This window comes from Hydrogenophaga sp., from assembly GCF_026125825.1.
Lineage (GTDB): Bacteria > Pseudomonadota > Gammaproteobacteria > Burkholderiales > Burkholderiaceae_C > Hydrogenophaga.
In genome coordinates, this window is the sequence record NZ_JAHCKK010000091.1 from 1 (window position 1) to 17,486 (window position 17,486).

Here is a 17,486-nt window from a genome sequence, read left to right on the forward strand (position 1 = left end):
CTGGGCTCGGTGGTCGGCGAGCGCTTTGTGCGCGGCGTCGAAGAGGCCATTGCCCAGAAAGTGCCTTTCATCTGCTTCACCGCCACGGGTGGTGCGCGCATGCAGGAAGGCCTGCTCTCGCTCATGCAGATGGCCAAGACCAATGCGGCCCTGACGCGCCTGGCGAAGAAGGGCCTGCCCTACATCAGCGTGCTGACCGACCCGACCATGGGTGGGGTGAGCGCGGGCTTCGCCTTCGTGGGCGACGTGGTGATCGCCGAACCCCGGGCGCTGATCGGCTTTGCCGGCCCGCGCGTGATCGAGAACACGGTGCGGGTGAAGCTGCCAGAGGGCTTCCAGCGCGCGGAATTCCTGCAGACCAAGGGCGCGGTGGACTTCATCTGCGACCGACGCGAACTGCGCGCGACCATCGCCAACACCTTGGCCATGCTGCAGCGCCAGAGTGCCGACGCGGTGGTCGACGATTGAGTTCCACCTCCGGGGCTGCCGAAGCGCTCACGCTGTCGCAGCTCCCGCTGTTTCCGCTGCAGACGGTGCTGTATCCCGGCGGCTGGCTCCCTCTGCGCATCTTCGAGGTTCGCTATCTCGACATGATCGGCCGCTGCCACAAAGCCGGTGCACCCTTCGGGGTGGTTTGCCTGAGCGAGGGCAGCGAGGTGCGGCGCATCGACCCCCATGCGCCCCCCAGTGGCGACGCCTTCGCGAAGGAAGTGTTCCACCCCGTGGGCACGCTGGCACAGATCGAAAGCCTGGAAAGGCCGCAACCCGGCCTGATGATGATCCGCTGCCGTGGCCTGCAGCGGTTTCACGTGCAGCGCCGCAGCCAGCTGCCCCATGGCCTTTGGGTGGCCGATGTGCAACTCGACGAGCCGGAGGCCACCGTGCCTGTGCCGGATCATCTGGCCCACACGCGCGATGGTCTGCAGCATTTGCTGCAGAACCTGCGGGAGCGCGATCCGGACAGCCTGGACCAGTTGCCGTTGCAGCCACCCTACCAATGGGACGACAGCGGCTGGGTGGCCAACCGATGGGCCGAACTGCTGCCGGCACCGGCCGAACTCAAGCAGCGCCTGATGGCACTGGACAACCCTTTGTTGCGCCTGGAGCTGGTGTCCGACCTGCTGGACAAGCTGGGCCTGAACCGCTGATCAGCCCGGCAGCAGTGACAGCGCCTGCATGTAGCGCTCGCTGACCATCAGAGCGTCCCAATCCGGGGCCGCCGCGCGAGGCAGCAGCGCAAGCCGGCGCTCTTCGCTCGCTGCACTGGGTTGCCAGCGACCTTCCAGCACCGCCTGAGACAGGGTGTCGATCGCCTCATCGATCGGGGCACCGCCGTCCACCACCGACTGGTTGCACAGCAGCACCATGTCGCCGCCGGCCGTCAGAGAGGCCAGCGCGGCTTCGGCGAAGCTCACTTCGCCGCCGTCGATCTGTCGCGCCGCCGCCATGCTGAGGTCGTCGCTGAAGATGGCACCGGTGAAGCCGAGGCGACGCCGCAAGATGTCCTGCAACCAGCGCGACGAGAAACCAGCGGGCCGGTTGTCCACCTTGGGATAGATCACGTGCGCGGGCATCACGGCCTGCAAGCTGGCCGAGAGCCAGCCGTAGGGAGCGGCATCCTCGGCCAGGATGGCCTTGAGGCTGCGACGGTCCACCGGCATCGCCAGGTGCGAATCGGCCTTCACGAAACCATGGCCAGGGAAATGCTTGCCGCAATGCCCCATGCCGCTTTGCAGCAGTCCATGCATCACGCCTTGCGCCAGCACCGCGACCACACGCGCATCGCGCCCGAAGGCGCGGTCGCCGATCACCGAACTCTCGCCGTAATCCAGGTCGAGCACGGGGGCGAAGGTGAGGTCCACGCCGCAGGCGCGCAGCTCGGCCCCCAGCACAAAGCCCACGGCGGTCGCGGCATTGATTGCCTGCAAAGCCGCCGCGCCCTCGGGCTCCCCGGCCTTGTGATCGCGCAGCCACATCTTGCCCAGGGCGGCCATGGCAGGCAGGTGGGTGAAGCCGTCGGTGCGAAAGCGCTGCACGCGCCCGCCCTCGTGGTCCACCGCGATCAGCAGGTCGTGCCGCACGGCCTTGATCTGCCGACACAGCGCCGTGAGCTGGGCACGGTCGAGCCAATTGCGGCCGAACAGGATGACTCCGCCGACCAGGGGATGGGCCAAGCGCTGGCGGTCTACGGTGGTGAGGCTGTGACCAGCCACGTCGATGATGAGAGGAGCGTGTGGGTTCATGGAAACAGATTCGGCAATGTCAGTTCCGCTCCACCACCACGAAGCTGGCGGCGTAGTCGGTTTCGTCGGTCACGGTCACATGAGCGCGCAGGCCCTGCGCCTCGAACCATGTCTTGAGGTCCCCATGCAGGACGATGACGGGCTGACCGCTCGGCAGGTTGTTGATCTCGCAGCGCCGCCATGTCATGGGCAGGCGCATGCCCATGCCGACCGCCTTGGAAAACGCCTCCTTGGCAGAAAAGCGGGTCGCCAGGTAACGCAAGCCGCGTTGCGGCCAGCGCGCGCTGCGCTTTTGCCAGACGGCGAATTCGGCGTCGGTCAGCACCTTGCGCACGAAGCGCTCGCCCTGGCGTTGCAGCACGGCTTCGATGCGCCGGATGTCGCAAATGTCGGTGCCGATGCCGTAGATCATGGAGCGAAGGCGTCAGCAATGCAGCGGTTGTAGTCGGCGATGGTGGCGCTGTAGCCCAGTTCCAGCGCGTCCGCGATGAGGGCATGGCCGATGGACACTTCGCTCACCTTCGGCACCGCGCACAGGAAGGCCGTGAGGTTTTCGCGGTTCAGGTCATGTCCGGCATTCACCCCGAGGCCGGCATCCAGCGCGGCTTGGGCGGCTGCCTGGAAGCGCCGCAATTGCGCATCGCGCTGCGGTGTGTGCCAGGCGGCGGCATAGGGCTCGGTGTAGAGCTCCACACGGTCGGCGCCCACCGCCTTGGCCCCAGCCATCTGGTCGGGCTCGGCATCCATGAACAGGCTCACGCGCACGCCCAGCGCACGGGCTTCGTCAATCAAAGGGCGCAGACGCTCGGCATCCGCAGGGAAGCTCCAGCCGTGGTCGCTCGTGAACTGGCCCTCGCTGTCGGGCACGAATGTGACCTGCTGCGGCCGCAATTCGCGCACGAAGCCCATGAGGTTGTGAAACGGATTGCCCTCGATGTTGAACTCGCGGCCAGGCCATTCCTTGAGCAGTTCGGCGAGCTCGTGCACGTCGTGCCTTCTGATGTGACGTTCGTCGGGCCGCGGATGTACGGTGATGCCGTTCGCACCGGCTTGCAGACACAGCGTGGCCGCGCGCGTGACCGACGGAATGCCCAGATGACGGGTATTGCGGACCAGGGCCACCTTGTTGAGATTCACCGACAAGGCGGTGGTCGGATGCGGGGAACGGGAGGCCACGGTCATGGTGAGGTCGCGGTGGGGAGGTTCTCTGGGGAAGTGCCCGAATCCGACGGCGATCGCGGCCGGGTCATGGCTTGCACGTCGAGCATGAGCTGCCGGGTCTTGAACACGCGCACGCCGCAATGGTAGTGCAACAGGTTGCGCAGCGGCACGCGCACAGCCTGCAGGCAGGCCGCGCACGCACGCAGCGTGGGGATAAACGGCGCGGGCTCGTCCATGGCTGCCTGCAGATCCAGCCACTGCTCGCCAGTGAGCGCCTGTCCATCCTCATCCGGGGCAGGGACCAGCCCGCTCTCAGGCACCAGCACATAGCGGCGCGAGGGGTCCAGGTCGGTCAGCGTGCTGCTCTCCTGGGCGAGATCGGGCAACAGCCCCACATCGCGCAGCAACAGCAGTTCAAACGCCCGCAAGATGAGCGGCTGCGCGTCGCTTTTCTCTGCCAGCAGTTGCACCGCCGTGGCGAAGTGGTCGAACAGGCGCTCGTGAGGGTCGTCGCGCGCGAGCAGGCGCATGAGCAGCTCGTTCAGATAGCTGCCTGAAATGAGCGCCTCGCCAGTGGGCATCACATGCCCGCCCTGCCAGTGCGCGGCCTTGAGCGTGCGCACCTCCGCATCCCCGCTCCAGGACACGTGAAGAGGCTGCAGTGGCAGCAGCACGGGGCGGAACTGGGAGGTGGGCCGTTTCACGCCCTTGGCCACCAGGGCGATTCGGCCATGGTGGCGCGTGAAAACCTCGAGCACGAGGCTGGTCTCGCTCCAGTCGTACCGATGCAGGACGAAAGCAGGCTCGTCGGAGAAGCGTTTCAGGGCCATGCGGTGTGGCCTCGTGTGCCGGTCGGGTGTCCAGCGGCCGCTGGCTTACTCGTAGCCGAACGAGCGAACGCGAGCGTCGTCGTCCGCCCAACCCGAGCGCACCTTCACCCAGAGTTCCAGGAACACCTTGCAATCCCAAAGTTTCTCCAGTTCCTGCCGGGCCTCGGTACCGATGCGCTTGAGCTTTTCGCCCTTTTCACCGATCACCATGCCCTTGTGCCCCTCGCGTTCGACCACGATGGTGGCGGCGATGCGCTTGAGCGCGCCTTCCTCCTCGAACTTGTCGATGATGACGGTGGAGGTGTAAGGCAACTCGTCACCCGTGAGGCGGAACAGCTTTTCGCGCACCATCTCGCTGGCCATGAAACGCTCGCTGCGGTCGGTCAGGTCGTCGGGATCGTGCATCCAGGCCTGTTGAGGCAGGTACTTCTCACAGATCGAGAACAGGCGCTGAATGTCCTTGGGCGCCTTGGCCGACATGGGCACGAACTCGGCGAACGGATGACGCTCCTGCATGGAACGCAGCCAGGGCGCCAGATCACCGCGGCGGTGCACGAGGTCAAACTTGTTGGCCACCAGCATCACGGGCACGTTGGCAGGCAACAGCGAGAGCACCTTGGCATCGGCCAGGTTGAAATGCCCGGCTTCGACAACAAAGAGGATCAGGTCGACATCGTTCACCGCGCCCAGCACGGTCTTGTTCAGCGCGCGGTTGAGCGCGTTGCCATGCCGGGTCTGGAAACCGGGTGTGTCGACGAACACGAACTGGGTGGGGCCGACGGTGCGCATGCCGGTAATTCGGTGGCGCGTCGTCTGTGCCTTGCGCGAGGTGATGCTCACCTTCTGGCCGACCAGGGCGTTGAGCAAAGTGGATTTGCCGACATTGGGCTTGCCGACGATCGCGACATAGCCACAGCGTTGTTCGGCAGGGTCCACGGGCTGCGCCCCGGATGGCTCATCCGCCCCGGGATCCCCGGTGGGGGCGGCGTCGGCCGTGTCTTTGCCCAGGACCCGCGCCAGCATGGCGTCCAGATCGGGGTTGGAGGAAGGGGGCGTGGCAGAGGCGGACATGAATCAGGAAGTTAGGGGGTGCGGGTCACCACGGGGCTGTCGATGGGCGCGGCCGCGCCCCGGCTGGCGGTCAGGTGCTGGAGCATGGCCGCGGCGGCGGCCTGCTCTCCTGCACGGCGGGAAGCGCCGATGCCGCGCTCGCTGCGCCCGGTTTCCGTCACGGTGCACTCCACGTCAAAGGTCTGCTTGTGCGCTTCGCCGAGCGTGGCCACGACGCGATAGACCGGGAGTTTCATTTTGCGCGCCTGCAGCCACTCCTGCAATTCGGTTTTCGGGTCCTTGCCCATCGCGCTCATCTGGGCACTGAGTTCGACGCCGCTGTAGAGCCGGTGCACCAGCGCAGCGGCGACTTCAAAGCCCGCGTCGAGGTAGACGGCGCCGATCACGGCCTCCAGCGCATCGGCGAGGATCGAGGGCCGCTTGTGCCCACCCGAGCGCTTTTCGCCGTCGCCCAGGCGCAGGCAGGCAGAAAGCCCCAGATCGGAAGCGATCTGGAACAGGGTGTCCTGCTTGACCAGGTTGGCGCGCACCCGGGACAGGTCGCCTTCGGGGAGTTGATTGAGCTTCTCGAACAGCAGGCCCGAGATCGCAAGACTCAGCACCGAATCGCCCAGAAACTCCAGGCGCTCGTTGTGGTCGGCCGTGAAACTGCGGTGGGTCAGCGCGCGTTCGAGCAGGCGCGGGTTGGCAAATGGGTGTTGAAGGCGCTTTTGCAGCGCCAGAAGTTCGGGGCTCAATGAGACCAGCGCCCGCCGGGGCGCTGCCGGTCCGTTGCGTTCTTCACTTTGAGCGGCCTTCGTATTTCATCACCAGGTGCGCCGGGCCCACCAGAGGGATCTCGCGCACATAGGCGAAGGAGACCACGACGCGATCGCCCTCCTTGCCCACGGTGAGATCTTTGCCGGCAATGGTGCGGATGTCGTCGATCTGCGCGGCCTTGTCAAAGATGCTGCGCACCTCTGCCACCGTGCTGCCTGCGGCGGCCTTGTCGACGGCTTTTTTCACCGCGAGGTACTCGATGTAGGTGGGGGCCACCTGCGCGAGGATGACACCCGTGTACGCCAACAAGACCCCGACGATGAGGAGCCCAAAAAAGGTCAAACCCCGTTGTTGTCGCTTCAGCTTCATGTGTTCATCCCCTTGAAACCAACCGGCAAGCTCATTCGAACGACCCGATGCGGCCCAGGTCCCCGAAGTTCATCCAGACAAAGAAGGCCTTGCCCACGATGTTCGCGTCCGGCACAAAGCCCCAGTACCGCGAGTCCAGCGAGTTGTCGCGATTGTCACCCATCATGAAATAGTGGCCCTGGGGTACCTTGCAGGTGACGCCCTCGACGGTGTACTTGCAGGCGTTGCTGAAGGGAAACTCCGTGGTGCCCTGGATGAAGGCAGGACGGTCGTCGTCGTTGAGCGTGTTGTAGCTGCGCGCATCCAGGGTCTCGCGGAACTGCCGCGCATAGCGCATCGTCTCGCTGTCGAAAAACTCGGGCTGCGCCACGCGCGGCACGGCCTTGCCATTCACGGTGAGCTGCTTGTTCAGGTAGGCCACTTCATCACCCGGCACACCGATCACCCGCTTGATGTAGTCCAGGCTGGGTTGCGGCGGGTAGCGGAAGACCATCACATCGCCCCGCTGGGGGGTGTGGTTCTCCATGATCTTGGTGTTGAAGACCGGCAAGCGCACTCCGTAGTGGAATTTGTTCACCAGTATGAGATCGCCCACGCGCAAGGTGGGGATCATGGAGCCAGACGGTATTTTGAAGGGCTCGAACAGAAACGAGCGCAGGACAAAGACGGCCAGGATCACCGGAAAAAGGCCCGCCGTCCAGTCCAGCCACCAGGGCTGAGCCAGCAGCTTTTGGCGCGCATGGTCCACATCGCCTTCGATGTGCGTGAAGCCCTGCTTGAGCAGCGCCTCCTTGCGCACATTGTGCTCATCCAGCAGTTGCTGGGCCGCTCGGCGGCGACGCGGCAGGAAAACCAGCTTCTCGGCGATCCAGTAGACCCCGGTGACCGCGGTTGCCAACATCAGCAGCACGGCGAAATTGCCCTCCACCACGCCGGTGTACCAGGCGACCGCGTAAGCGGCGAATGCCGCCAGAATCACCGCGGTGATCGATGCCATGGCCGCCGGCATCAGTCCTGCACCTGCAAAATGGCGAGAAAGGCCTCTTGGGGCACTTCGACCGAGCCGATCTGTTTCATGCGCTTCTTGCCTGCTTTCTGTTTTTCGAGAAGTTTGCGTTTGCGGGTGATGTCGCCGCCGTAGCATTTTGCCAGCACGTTCTTGCGCAAGGCCTTGATGGTTTCGCGTGCAATCACGTTGCCCCCGATGGCCGCCTGGATGGCCACGTCGAACATCTGCCGGCTGATGATCTCACGCATCTTTGCAGCGACTGCCCGCCCCCGGTACTGCGCCTGGGTCCGGTGCACGATGATGGAGAGCGCGTCGACCTTCTCGCCGTTGAGCAGAATGTCGACCTTGACCACGTCGGAAGCCCGGTACTCCTTGAACTCGTAATCCATGGAGGCATAGCCCCGGCTGACCGATTTCAGCTTGTCGAAGAAGTCCAGCACGATCTCGCCCAGAGGCATGTCGTAGGTGAGCATGACTTGCTTGCCGTGGTAGGCCATGTTGATCTGCAGGCCGCGCTTCTGGTTGGCCAGCGTCATGACCGCGCCCACGTATTCCTGGGGCATGTACAAGTGCACCGTGACAATGGGCTCGCGGATCTCTTCGATGCGACCTTGGTCGGGCATCTTGGACGGGTTCTCCACCATCAGGACCTCGCCATCGGGCTTGACCACCTGGTAGACCACGCTGGGGGCGGTGGTGATTAGGTCCTGGTCAAACTCGCGCTCCAGCCGCTCCTGCACGATTTCCATGTGCAGCAGGCCCAGGAAACCGCAGCGGAAGCCAAAGCCCAGTGCCTGTGACACTTCCGGCTCGTAGTGCAGCGACGCGTCGTTGAGCTTGAGTTTTTCCAGCGCGTCGCGCAAGGCGTCGTACTGGTTGGCCTCGGTCGGGTACAGCCCGGCAAACACCTGGGGCTGCACTTCCTTGAAACCCGGCAGGGCTTCGGTGGCCGGGCCGGCATTGTTGGGCAGCTTCTTCTCCAGGGTGATGGTGTCGCCCACCTTCGCCGCCTGCAGCTCCTTGATGCCGGCGATGATGTACCCCACCTCGCCCGCTTCCAGGGCCTCGCGAGGCTCGTTGGCTGGCGTGAAAACGCCCAGGTTGTCGGCGTTGTAGACCGTGTTGGTCGCCATCATCTTGAAGCGCTCGCCCTTCTGCAGGCGACCATCGACCACGCGCACCAGCATCACCACGCCCACATAGGCGTCGTACCAGCTGTCCACGATCATCGCGCGCAGCGGCGCATCAGGCCGACCCTTGGGCGGCGGAATGCGTGCCACCACTGCCTCCAGGATATCCTCCACGCCCATCCCCGTCTTGGCAGAGCAGGGAATGGCGTCTGAGGCGTCGATCCCGATCACGTCCTCGATCTCGCTCTTGGCATTTTCTGGGTCGGCGTTGGGCAGATCCATCTTGTTGAGCACCGGCACCACTTCCACGCCCAGGTCGAGCGCGGTGTAGCAGTTGGCCACGGTCTGGGCCTCGACCCCCTGGCTGGCATCGACGACCAGCAGCGCGCCTTCGCACGCCGAGAGCGAGCGGGACACCTCGTAGGAGAAATCGACGTGCCCAGGGGTGTCGATCAGGTTGAGGTTGTAGACCTGACCGTCACGCGCCTTGTACTTGAGCGCGGCGGTCTGCGCCTTGATGGTGATGCCGCGCTCCTTCTCGATGTCCATCGAGTCGAGCACCTGCTCGCTCATCTCGCGATCGGACAGCCCCCCGCACAGGGAAATGATGCGGTCAGCGAGCGTGGACTTGCCATGGTCGATGTGCGCGATGATCGAAAAATTGCGGATGTGATTCATCAGGAAGGCGGCTCAGGCACGAGAAAAACCGCGGGTTCACGAGGAACGGGCGGCCATAAAAAAGGGCGCGTCAGCTGCTGACGCGCCCGTAACCAACAATCAATGGCAACTGCGATAGTTGGGGTTTCATTGTAGGCAAAAAGCCTGGAATGCACACCTCCGAACCACCATCGTTACCCTGTTGCAGCGCAGCAACGTCCAAGTTATACACAGCTCATTCACAGGAAAAAAGGACAACGTGTGAGCCAGCTGTGGATGACTCTGGAACATCCTGCGGCACTCCCACATCGTGAATGGACGTGGCGCATGGGCACAGGAATCTGTTCAGAACGGCCTCTATTTTAGCGAATTCGGTCATCAGATCGGCCATGACTGTGAGCATTCACTAACAAATCTGGGTTTTTCGGCCGAGCGTACTGTGGAAAACCCCGTGTGGCGAATCGGCCACCGAAAAAAATAACCCCCAATCCCAATCGGGACAGGGGGTTATTGGGCCAACAACGAGGCTCAGCGTGCTGCGCGGATCACCGCATACTGGGCCCACTCCCCACGCCGGAAGAGCACGTTGATCGGCCTGGCCTTGTCGATCTTGCTCAAAGCAGCTTCGACTTCCTTCACGCTGCCGGTCTCGGTGTTGGCGATCGCGACGATCACGTCGCCCTCGCGCAGACCCGCGCGCGCCGCGGGGCCTTCGGCGGAGGCCACGCGCACGCCGCCCTTGAGATTGAGCTCCTTCTTCTCGGCCGCAGTGAGCTCTGCCAGGCTCAGACCCAGGGCCTGCAGGGCGTTGCTGGACTGAGGCTTGGTCGGCTCGGGCGCAGCGGCCTTGGCCTCCGGGCGATCCGGCTCGAGCTCAGCCACGACGATGGAGAGCTCGCGCTGGCTGCCCCGGCGGAACACCGTCATGCTGCTCTTGTTGCCGGGCTTGGTGTTGCCCACCAGTCGGGGCAGATCCACGGACTTGTCGATCTCCTTGCCATCGAACTTCACGATGATGTCGCCCGGCTCGACACCGGCCTTGGCCGCTGGCGAGTTCGGCTCCACGCCGCGCACCAGCGCCCCTTTGGGCTGGCCCAGACCGATGGCCTCGGCCACGTCCTTGCTCACCTGATCGATCTGCACACCGATGCGCCCACGCGTCACGCGCCCGGTGGACCGGAGCTGGTCAGAGACGCGCACCGCCTCATCGATGGGGATGGCGAACGAAATGCCCTGGAAGCCCCCGGAGCGCGAGTAGATCTGGCTGTTGATGCCGACCACCTCACCGCGCATGTTGATCAGCGGGCCACCGGAGTTGCCGGGGTTGATGGCGACGTCGGTCTGGATGAAGGGCAGGAAATCGCCCGTGTCACGCTGCTTGGCACTCACGATACCAGCGGTCACGGTGTTCTCCAGGCCGAACGGGGAGCCGATGGCCATGACCCATTCACCGACGCGCAGCCGATTGATGTCGCCGATCTTGACGGCCGTCAGCCCCGATGCCTCGATCTTCACCACGGCCACGTCCGTGCGCTTGTCGGCCCCCACGAGCTTGGCTTTGAACTCGCGCTTGTCCGGCAGGGTCACGATGAGTTCATCGGCGCCATCGACGACGTGCGCGTTCGTCATGATGAGCCCGTCCGCGCTCAGGATGAAGCCCGACCCCACGCCCCTGGGTTGCGCCTCTTCGGACGGTGGCCGCTCCTGGCGGGGTGCGCGGGGTGTCATGCCGGGCGGAATGGGAATGCCGAAGCGGCGGAAGAACTCCAGCATCTGTTCGTCGGGCGTCGAGCCCCCCGGACCTTCCTTGCTGGCGCGTTCCAGTGTGCGAATGTTGACCACCGAAGGCCCCACGAGATCCACAAGGTCGGTGAAATCGGGCAGGCCACGCACGCTGGCGGCCGGTGGCACGGTAGGGACCTGGGCCGATGCAGTGGTAGGGGCGGCCACACCTGCAGCGCTGCTCAACACCAGCGCGGCCGTGGTCAGCATGCTCAGGAGCGGGGTTCGCAGGTTGTCGGAGCGCGTCATGGAATTCCTTTACGGGTGCTCAAGAAAAAGAGGATATGCCGAAAAACAAAAGCCCGCCGGACACACAGCCGGCAACCGACGCAAAGCTGGCCATCTGCAGACAGCCACGCGAGGCATCTACCGGGTGCGCTCCAGGGCGACGGCAAACCGCCGCAAGGTGGCCACAGGCACCTCACCCATCACGGTCAGCCAATGGTCACCCACGCGGCGGTTGACCGAGTTCGTGGCGCCCACCGTGGCCGACGTCTCCTGCGTGTGGCGCTGGGCATCGAACGGTTCGACGAACAGGGACACCGATGCCAGGCCGTCCGAGAAAACCCACTGCATGGCGGCCTGTCCTGGGCCCTGCGACGCAGCGCCTGGCGTCTCGCGCGTATGGCAGCTCATGGCGGTGAAGCCGGGCACCGACTCCTTCAAACGCCATCCTTGAGCTTCGGCTGTGGTCTTTTTCAAAGTGGGCTTGTGGACTTCATAGCCACGGGTGTCTTTCATGAGCTTGGAGAGCTTGTCCATGCTCACCGGCGCATCCAGCTGCAGTTCTGAGAAAGCCACCTGCTCCAGCACGGCGCCCTGCTCGCCCAGGGTCTGCAGCTTCACCACCAGGCCCGTCTGGCGCTCGGACCAGATGCGGTATCCGAAGCGGAGTTCGTCGCGCGGAAGGATTTCCACCATGTCGGCCAAGTGCCCTGCCACCCGCTGCACACCCACTTCCCTCGCGCTGTAGAACTGAGGGATCAGGTTGCTCGGCGTGCGCAGCAGCTCGGGGAACATGCCCAGCGAATCGCGCTTCTCGACGAATGCAGTTTTCGCCTCCGGAACGAAGGTAATGACCTCCTTGTTGCGGCGAATGGTCGTTCGCGGTGCGCCGGTCAGGGTGTCGACGCGCTCCATCTGCTGCGAACCATCGCACACGTGCCAGATCTTGGATGCCGACATGGCACTTCCTGCAGACACCACCAGGGTGCCAATATAGGAACGCTGGTTCGAGGCTTCGTGCATGCGCGTCAGCCACTCATTGACACTGCGCCCTGGGGTCGAGGCAGGTGCGTTCTGCGCGTGTGTCGGGGCCAGCAAGCCCGATGCCAGCGCCACGAGCGCGGCGGCCCCCCAGCGCCGGATCATGGGCCCTCCATGTTGAAACCTCAACACGCTCGCATCACGACGGGAAGGCAGGGTCAGGACTCGCGCCATGGTGCCTCAGCGCCCCGCAGCATCGTACGTGGCATTGCGAATGAAGCCTGTGGGCATCTGAAGGGCCGACATGCCGCCGTTCTGGCGGTGTTCGGCCAGCAGCTCTTCCAGGCGCGCGTCGCGGATCAAGGGGCCCTGCCCGGTGTTCACCACCACTGCGCCGGACGGAGCTGCCGCAGCGTTGACCGCGACCGAGGATGCGGCTTGCTGCGTGGGCGCCGGTGCCGAGGCCAGTTGAGGACCCGCCGCGCCGCCCGTGCCCGCAGGCGCGCCGTTCAACACCGTCCAACTGACGGCCATCACGGCCGCCAGCGACGCCACACCAGCCACGAGCTTCCAGCGGAACACCGCGTCATTGGCTGCAGGCGCCCGCACCAGCGTGGCCGGCGGGCTTTGCAAAAGACGCGGCCCATCGTCCACCGGGGCTGGCTCGGATTTCAGCCTTTCACGCACGCCGGCCAGGAAGTCCCCGGGCGCGTGCACGGGGGTCACCACACGGTTGCCTCGCAACACATCGCCAATCACATGGTAGGCGTGCCAACTGGCAAATACCTCCGCGCGGCCTGGGTCGGCAGCGAGCAGACCTTCGAGCAAAGCAGCATCGAGCTCTCCGTCCACCAAAGCAGACAAAGCCTGCTCCGGTGCAACAAGGTCGATCTCTTTCTGAGGCCGAAGGTTCAAATTGACTTGTGCGGCATTCATGATGAATTTCCTGAGTTTCCCTGCTCGCGGCGCCATGGGCAGACTTTCAACGGCCTGCCCCCGCCTCTTCTACCAGCGTTTGCCTGACTGGCGCTCCAGCATCGGCTTGATGCGCCCGGAAATGGCCTCGCGCGCCCGAAAAATCCGGGATCGCACTGTGCCGATAGGGCATTCCAGCGCTGTGGCGATCTCTTCATAGCTCATGCCCTCGATTTCCCGCAGGGTGATCGCCATGCGCAATTCTTCGGGCAGCGCATCCATGGCGGCATTGACCGCCTCAGCGATTTCCTTGCTGGCCAGCACCGCTTCGGGCGTTTCAGTGTCGGCCACTCCCGAATTTAGTTCGCGTTCCGGAGCGGAAGTTTCATCGTCTTCCCCGGATTTCATCTGGGACTGGAAAACCAGCGGGTCCCGCTTGAGTTCCATCAGCTGCTTTTTGGCCGTGTTGACCGCGATGCGGTACAGCCAGGTGTAGAACTGCGCGTCTCCCCGGAACTGGGCCAGCGCACGGTACGCCCGGATGAAGGTTTCCTGGGCAATGTCCTGGACCAGGTCGGTGTCACGGACCATGCGGCCAATCAGCCGCTCCACGCGCCGCTGGTACTTGATGACCAGCATCTCGAAGGCACGCTGCTCTCCCGCGAGCGTGCGCTGCACCAACATCACGTCGCTGTCGGGTGGTGGTGGAGCGGTGTGGTCTTCGAGAGTCATGCGCGCGGAAATATAACCCAGGCCACCGAAGGGATCATGCGCGGTCCCAGACCAAGGCCCTGCGAAGATCGTTCCAGGCCGCCGGCTGACGGGCCCGTTCCGCCCAGATCCAGCGCGCGGGCGCGTCTGAGAAATGCAAGCGCAGCAACACGGCGCGCTGCCAATCCATCGTCAGCTCCACGCGGCGCAGCGGCACCGCCTGGGGAAGCGATTCGGCGTGCCAGTACCAAATGCCCGCAGGTTCGTCGGGATCGCGTCTTTCCAAGGCACGCCAACTCAACCACCCCACGGGAGACCGTCGCCACTCCCGCAGCGCCACCAACACCCATGCGGCCCACGCGGCCCCACCTGCCATGCCCAGCCAGGCATCGCCGGGCGTCGCGTCCTGCCCGTACCAAAGCCCGAGCACGGCGGCACCCAACACCGCCAGCAGCGCAAGCAAGGCGCCATACAAACCACAACGCCCCACCGGAAACCTTACCGATGGGGCGCTGTGCATGCGGATTCTTCGTGAAGATAAAAGCGATCAGAGCGTTCAGGCGCGCCGGAAAACCAGCGTCCCGTTGGTGCCGCCAAAGCCGAAGTTGTTCTTGACGGCCACGTCGATCTTCAGGTCCCGCGCGGTGTTTGCGCAGTAGTCCAGGTCGCACTCGGGATCCTGGTTGAAGATGTTGATGGTCGGCGGCACCTTCTGGTGGTGCAGCGCAAGCACGGTAAACACCGATTCGATGCCCCCGGCGCCTCCCAACAGGTGACCGGTCATGGACTTGGTCGAGCTGACCACCATGTTCTTTGCGTGGTCACCCAAGGCTGCCTTGATGGCGTTGGTCTCGTTGATGTCGCCCAGCGGCGTGGAGGTGCCGTGGGCATTCAGGTAGTCCACCTGATCGGGGTTGACCCCCGCGTTGCGCAAGGCCCCCAGCATCGCACGGCGCGGGCCGTCCATGTTGGGCGCCGTCATGTGGCCCGCGTCGGCGCTCATGCCGAAACCAGCCAGCTCGGCGTAGATCTTCGCCCCTCGGGCCTTGGCGTGCTCGTACTCCTCGAGCACCATCACGCCAGCGCCTTCACCCAGCACGAAACCGTCGCGGTCCTTGTCCCAGGGGCGGGACGCGGTCTTGGGATCGTCGTTGCGGGTTGAAAGTGCTCGCATGGCGGCAAAGCCCCCAATGCCCAGCGGCGATACGGTCGCTTCGGAGCCGCCCGCGATCATCACGTCGGCATCGCCATACTCGATCATGCGGCCGGCTTCACCGATGCAATGCAAGCCGGTGGTGCAGGCCGTGACGATCGCGATGTTTGGCCCCTTGAAGCCGAATTTCATCGAGACATGCCCCGAGATCATGTTGATGATCGAAGCCGGCACGAAGAAGGGCGTGATGCGCCGCGGCCCGCGGTTGGTCAGTTCGGTGTGCGTCTCCTCGATCAGCGGCAGACCACCGATCCCCGAGCCGATCACACAACCAATGCGCGTGGCCTGTTCCTCACTGAGCTGTTCGCCCGTCAGGAGACCTGAATCCGCCACCGCCTGCATGGACGCAGCCACGCCGTAGTGGATGAATGTGTCCATCGTCCGCGCTTCCTTGGCGGTGATGTACTCATCCAGGTTGAACCCCTTGACCTCCCCCGCGAACTTGCAGGCGAAGTTCGACGCGTCGAACTTCGTGATGAAGTCAATGCCGGACTGTCCGGCCAGGAGGTTGGTCCAGGAATCGGCCACCGTGTTGCCCACGGGGCTGATGCAACCCAGACCGGTCACAACGACACGGCGACGGCTCATCGGTTCTTCAGGCCTTCTGGTTGGCCAACGCGTAGTCGATGGCTTTCTGAACCGTGGTGATCTTCTCGGCTTCTTCGTCGGGGATCTCGATACCGAACTCGTCTTCCAGCGCCATCACCAGTTCAACCGTGTCCAGAGAATCGGCGCCCAGGTCGGCCACGAAGGCCTTTTCGTTGGTGACCTGTCCCTCTTCCACACCGAGTTGTTCGGCAATGATTTTCTTAACACGTGCTTCGATATCGCTCATAGGTCCCTCTGAGGGTGGTTGAAATACAGTCCGCCATTTTAGCCGCGCCGGGAAAGTGACCCCGGGTGGCCCGCCGGGCGGCTGACACGGCGAGGAAATTCGATGAAGCCCTGGCTCTCAGGACATGAACATGCCGCCGTTGACGTGCAGTTCCTGACCCGTGACATAGGCGGCCTGAGGGCTGCTCAGGTAGGCCACGGCGTGTGCGATGTCCGCCGGCTTGCCCAGGTGCCCCAGGGGAATCTGGCCTAACAACGCCTTTTGCTGCTCCTCGGGCAAGGCTGCGGTCATGTCGGTCTCGATGAACCCCGGAGCCACGCAGTTGACCGTGATGTTGCGGCTGCCCAGTTCGCGGGCCAGAGCGCGGGTCATGCCGGCCACGCCAGCCTTGGCCGCGGCGTAGTTGGCCTGACCGGCATTGCCCGAAGCACCCACCACGCTGGTGATGCTCACGATGCGGCCGTATCGCTGCTTCATCATCGGCCGGATCACGGCTCGGCTCATGCGGAACACCGCCTTGAGATTGGTGTCCAGCACCGCATCCCAGTCGTCGTCCTTGAGGCGCATGGCGAGCATGTCGCGCGTGATGCCGGCGTTGTTCACCAGCACCTGCAAACCACCGTGGGCCTTGACGATCTCATCAATCAGCGCCTCGGACGCAGCCGCGTCATTCACGTCCAGCTTGGCGCCCCGGCATCCGGGGGCTGCGCCGGACACCGCCGACAGCGACGCACCGATGCGCGCAGCGCCTTCATCGCTCGTCGCGGTACCGATCACGATCAGGCCGCGGGCGGCCAACTCGTGCGCAATGGCAGCGCCAATGCCCCGCGAGGCGCCAGTGACCAGGGCCACCTGGCCTGCAAATTTGATTTCAGACATGGGGTTCTCCAGACTTCAGGCCAGCAAGGCCTTGACCTCGGCCAGCGTGGCAGGGTCGAACAGGGCCGCGCCGGTCAAGGACGGGTCCACTCGCTTGACCATCGCGGCCAGCACCTTGCGAGGCCCGCATTCGACGAGGGTGTCGATGCCACGCGCCTTGATCGCACCCACGCACTCCACCCAGCGCACCGGACCAAAAGCTTGCCGATACAGGGCTTCGCGAATGCGATCCGGATCGGATTCCACCGCGACATCGATGTTGTTGATCACGGGAATCTGCGGCACTGCAAATGAAGTCGCCGCCAGTTTTTCCTTCAATTTTTCGGCCGCCGGTTTCATCAGGCTCGAATGGAACGGCGCGGAGACTGGCAAGGGCAGCGTGCGCTTGGCGCCGTGCGCCTTGAGCACCTCGCAAGCCTTGTCCACAGCGGCTTTGCTTCCCGCAATGACGGTTTGCACGGGGTCGTTGTAGTTCACGGCCTCCACCACTTCGGCGCTGCCGGCGCCAAAGCTGGCCTGCGCCTCCAGGCACCCTGCCACCACGGCTGCGGCACTCAGGCCCAGCACAGCCGCCATGGCCCCCGTGCCGGGTGGCACGGCGTCCTGCATGGCTTGAGCGCGAAAGCGCACCAGCGGCGCGGCTTGCGCGAGGGTCAGGGACCCCGCGGCCACCAGCGCGGAGTACTCGCCAAGCGAATGCCCCGCGACCGCCAAGG

At 64.4% G+C, this 17,486-nt stretch carries 20 protein-coding genes; 2 read left to right on the top strand and 18 right to left on the bottom strand.

Annotated elements, in window-relative coordinates; translation table 11 throughout:
- A partial coding sequence (locus KIT86_RS20525) for an acetyl-CoA carboxylase carboxyltransferase subunit beta (RefSeq protein WP_297401826.1) occupies positions 1–468 on the top strand: 468 nt, incomplete at its 5' end.
- On the top strand, positions 465–1,148 hold the full coding sequence (locus tag KIT86_RS20530) for an LON peptidase substrate-binding domain-containing protein (protein ID WP_297401828.1): 684 nt from the start codon (positions 465–467) through the stop codon (positions 1,146–1,148). The genes KIT86_RS20525 and KIT86_RS20530, both read left to right, overlap by 4 nt.
- On the opposite strand, the gene nagZ is transcribed toward KIT86_RS20530, so the two are convergent.
- The 18 genes from nagZ to KIT86_RS20620 all read right to left on the bottom strand — a co-directional run.
- Positions 1,149–2,243: a beta-N-acetylhexosaminidase gene (gene nagZ, locus KIT86_RS20535; protein WP_297401830.1), complete on the bottom strand. Its 1,095-nt coding sequence runs from the start codon at positions 2,241–2,243 to the stop codon at positions 1,149–1,151. It abuts the gene before it with no gap.
- A 19-nt stretch (positions 2,244–2,262) separates the two neighbouring features.
- Positions 2,263–2,655 carry a holo-ACP synthase gene (acpS, locus tag KIT86_RS20540; RefSeq protein ID WP_297401832.1) on the bottom strand — a complete coding sequence of 131 codons (393 nt, stop codon included), beginning with the start codon at positions 2,653–2,655 and terminating at the stop codon, positions 2,263–2,265.
- Complete coding sequence (locus tag KIT86_RS20545; protein ID WP_297401834.1) at positions 2,652–3,425, bottom strand: pyridoxine 5'-phosphate synthase; 774 nt, start codon at positions 3,423–3,425, stop codon at positions 2,652–2,654. Before KIT86_RS20545 ends, acpS begins: the two co-directional genes overlap by 4 nt.
- Positions 3,422–4,234 (bottom strand): DNA repair protein RecO, encoded by an 813-nt coding sequence (recO, locus tag KIT86_RS20550; RefSeq protein WP_297401836.1) that lies wholly within the window; start codon positions 4,232–4,234, stop codon positions 3,422–3,424. The genes KIT86_RS20545 and recO overlap by 4 nt, the downstream gene beginning before the upstream one ends.
- Positions 4,235–4,279: 45 nt before the next feature.
- Positions 4,280–5,305, bottom strand: coding sequence for a GTPase Era (gene era / locus KIT86_RS20555; protein ID WP_297401838.1), 1,026 nt, complete (start codon positions 5,303–5,305; stop codon positions 4,280–4,282).
- 11 nt (positions 5,306–5,316) lie between these two features.
- Positions 5,317–6,042 (bottom strand): ribonuclease III, encoded by a 726-nt coding sequence (rnc, locus tag KIT86_RS20560; protein WP_297401840.1) that lies wholly within the window; start codon positions 6,040–6,042, stop codon positions 5,317–5,319.
- Positions 6,043–6,085: 43 nt separating this feature from the next.
- A complete protein-coding gene (locus tag KIT86_RS20565; protein WP_297401842.1) occupies positions 6,086–6,433 on the bottom strand; it encodes a DUF4845 domain-containing protein in 348 nt (115 codons plus the stop codon).
- A gap of 31 nt (positions 6,434–6,464) precedes the next feature.
- Positions 6,465–7,430: a signal peptidase I gene (gene lepB / locus KIT86_RS20570; RefSeq protein WP_297401844.1), complete on the bottom strand. Its 966-nt coding sequence runs from the start codon at positions 7,428–7,430 to the stop codon at positions 6,465–6,467.
- A gap of 11 nt (positions 7,431–7,441) precedes the next feature.
- Positions 7,442–9,250, bottom strand: coding sequence for a translation elongation factor 4 (gene lepA, locus KIT86_RS20575; RefSeq protein WP_297401847.1), 1,809 nt, complete (start codon positions 9,248–9,250; stop codon positions 7,442–7,444).
- Between the two features lie 507 nt (positions 9,251–9,757).
- Positions 9,758–11,221 carry a DegQ family serine endoprotease gene (locus KIT86_RS20580; RefSeq protein WP_297401864.1) on the bottom strand — a complete coding sequence of 488 codons (1,464 nt, stop codon included), beginning with the start codon at positions 11,219–11,221 and terminating at the stop codon, positions 9,758–9,760.
- A gap of 156 nt (positions 11,222–11,377) precedes the next feature.
- Positions 11,378–12,382, bottom strand: coding sequence for a MucB/RseB C-terminal domain-containing protein (locus KIT86_RS20585; RefSeq protein ID WP_297401849.1), 1,005 nt, complete (start codon positions 12,380–12,382; stop codon positions 11,378–11,380).
- 75 nt (positions 12,383–12,457) lie between these two features.
- Positions 12,458–13,153 (bottom strand): sigma-E factor negative regulatory protein, encoded by a 696-nt coding sequence (locus KIT86_RS20590; RefSeq protein ID WP_297401851.1) that lies wholly within the window; start codon positions 13,151–13,153, stop codon positions 12,458–12,460.
- A 69-nt stretch (positions 13,154–13,222) separates the two neighbouring features.
- Complete coding sequence (gene rpoE / locus KIT86_RS20595; RefSeq protein WP_297401853.1) at positions 13,223–13,864, bottom strand: RNA polymerase sigma factor RpoE; 642 nt, start codon at positions 13,862–13,864, stop codon at positions 13,223–13,225.
- Between the two features lie 34 nt (positions 13,865–13,898).
- Complete coding sequence (locus KIT86_RS20600; RefSeq protein WP_297401855.1) at positions 13,899–14,363, bottom strand: hypothetical protein; 465 nt, start codon at positions 14,361–14,363, stop codon at positions 13,899–13,901.
- Between the two features lie 36 nt (positions 14,364–14,399).
- Positions 14,400–15,644, bottom strand: coding sequence for a beta-ketoacyl-ACP synthase II (fabF, locus tag KIT86_RS20605; RefSeq protein WP_297401857.1), 1,245 nt, complete (start codon positions 15,642–15,644; stop codon positions 14,400–14,402).
- Between the two features lie 7 nt (positions 15,645–15,651).
- Complete coding sequence (gene acpP / locus KIT86_RS20610; protein ID WP_066269448.1) at positions 15,652–15,891, bottom strand: acyl carrier protein; 240 nt, start codon at positions 15,889–15,891, stop codon at positions 15,652–15,654.
- Positions 15,892–16,008: 117 nt separating this feature from the next.
- Entirely contained in the window at positions 16,009–16,770 is a 762-nt protein-coding gene (gene fabG, locus KIT86_RS20615) for a 3-oxoacyl-ACP reductase FabG (protein WP_297401860.1), read from the bottom strand.
- Between the two features lie 15 nt (positions 16,771–16,785).
- Positions 16,786–17,486 (bottom strand): ACP S-malonyltransferase (locus KIT86_RS20620; protein WP_297401862.1); only part of this gene is annotated, 701 nt, incomplete at its 5' end.

Coding starts and splice junctions, on each gene's coding strand:
- nagZ (WP_297401830.1), bottom strand. CDS start 2,243: ATGAACCCACACGCTCCTCTCATCATCGACGTGGCTGGTCACAGCCTC.
- acpS (WP_297401832.1), bottom strand. CDS start 2,655: ATGATCTACGGCATCGGCACCGACATTTGCGACATCCGGCGCATCGAA.
- KIT86_RS20545 (WP_297401834.1), bottom strand. CDS start 3,425: ATGACCGTGGCCTCCCGTTCCCCGCATCCGACCACCGCCTTGTCGGTG.
- recO (WP_297401836.1), bottom strand. CDS start 4,234: ATGGCCCTGAAACGCTTCTCCGACGAGCCTGCTTTCGTCCTGCATCGG.
- era (WP_297401838.1), bottom strand. CDS start 5,305: ATGTCCGCCTCTGCCACGCCCCCTTCCTCCAACCCCGATCTGGACGCC.
- KIT86_RS20565 (WP_297401842.1), bottom strand. CDS start 6,433: ATGAAGCTGAAGCGACAACAACGGGGTTTGACCTTTTTTGGGCTCCTC.
- lepB (WP_297401844.1), bottom strand. CDS start 7,430: ATGGCATCGATCACCGCGGTGATTCTGGCGGCATTCGCCGCTTACGCG.
- lepA (WP_297401847.1), bottom strand. CDS start 9,250: ATGAATCACATCCGCAATTTTTCGATCATCGCGCACATCGACCATGGC.
- KIT86_RS20580 (WP_297401864.1), bottom strand. CDS start 11,221: ATGCTGACCACGGCCGCGCTGGTGTTGAGCAGCGCTGCAGGTGTGGCC.
- KIT86_RS20585 (WP_297401849.1), bottom strand. CDS start 12,382: ATGATCCGGCGCTGGGGGGCCGCCGCGCTCGTGGCGCTGGCATCGGGC.
- KIT86_RS20590 (WP_297401851.1), bottom strand. CDS start 13,153: ATGAATGCCGCACAAGTCAATTTGAACCTTCGGCCTCAGAAAGAGATC.
- rpoE (WP_297401853.1), bottom strand. CDS start 13,864: ATGACTCTCGAAGACCACACCGCTCCACCACCACCCGACAGCGACGTG.
- KIT86_RS20600 (WP_297401855.1), bottom strand. CDS start 14,363: ATGCACAGCGCCCCATCGGTAAGGTTTCCGGTGGGGCGTTGTGGTTTG.
- fabF (WP_297401857.1), bottom strand. CDS start 15,644: ATGAGCCGTCGCCGTGTCGTTGTGACCGGTCTGGGTTGCATCAGCCCC.
- acpP (WP_066269448.1), bottom strand. CDS start 15,891: ATGAGCGATATCGAAGCACGTGTTAAGAAAATCATTGCCGAACAACTC.
- fabG (WP_297401860.1), bottom strand. CDS start 16,770: ATGTCTGAAATCAAATTTGCAGGCCAGGTGGCCCTGGTCACTGGCGCC.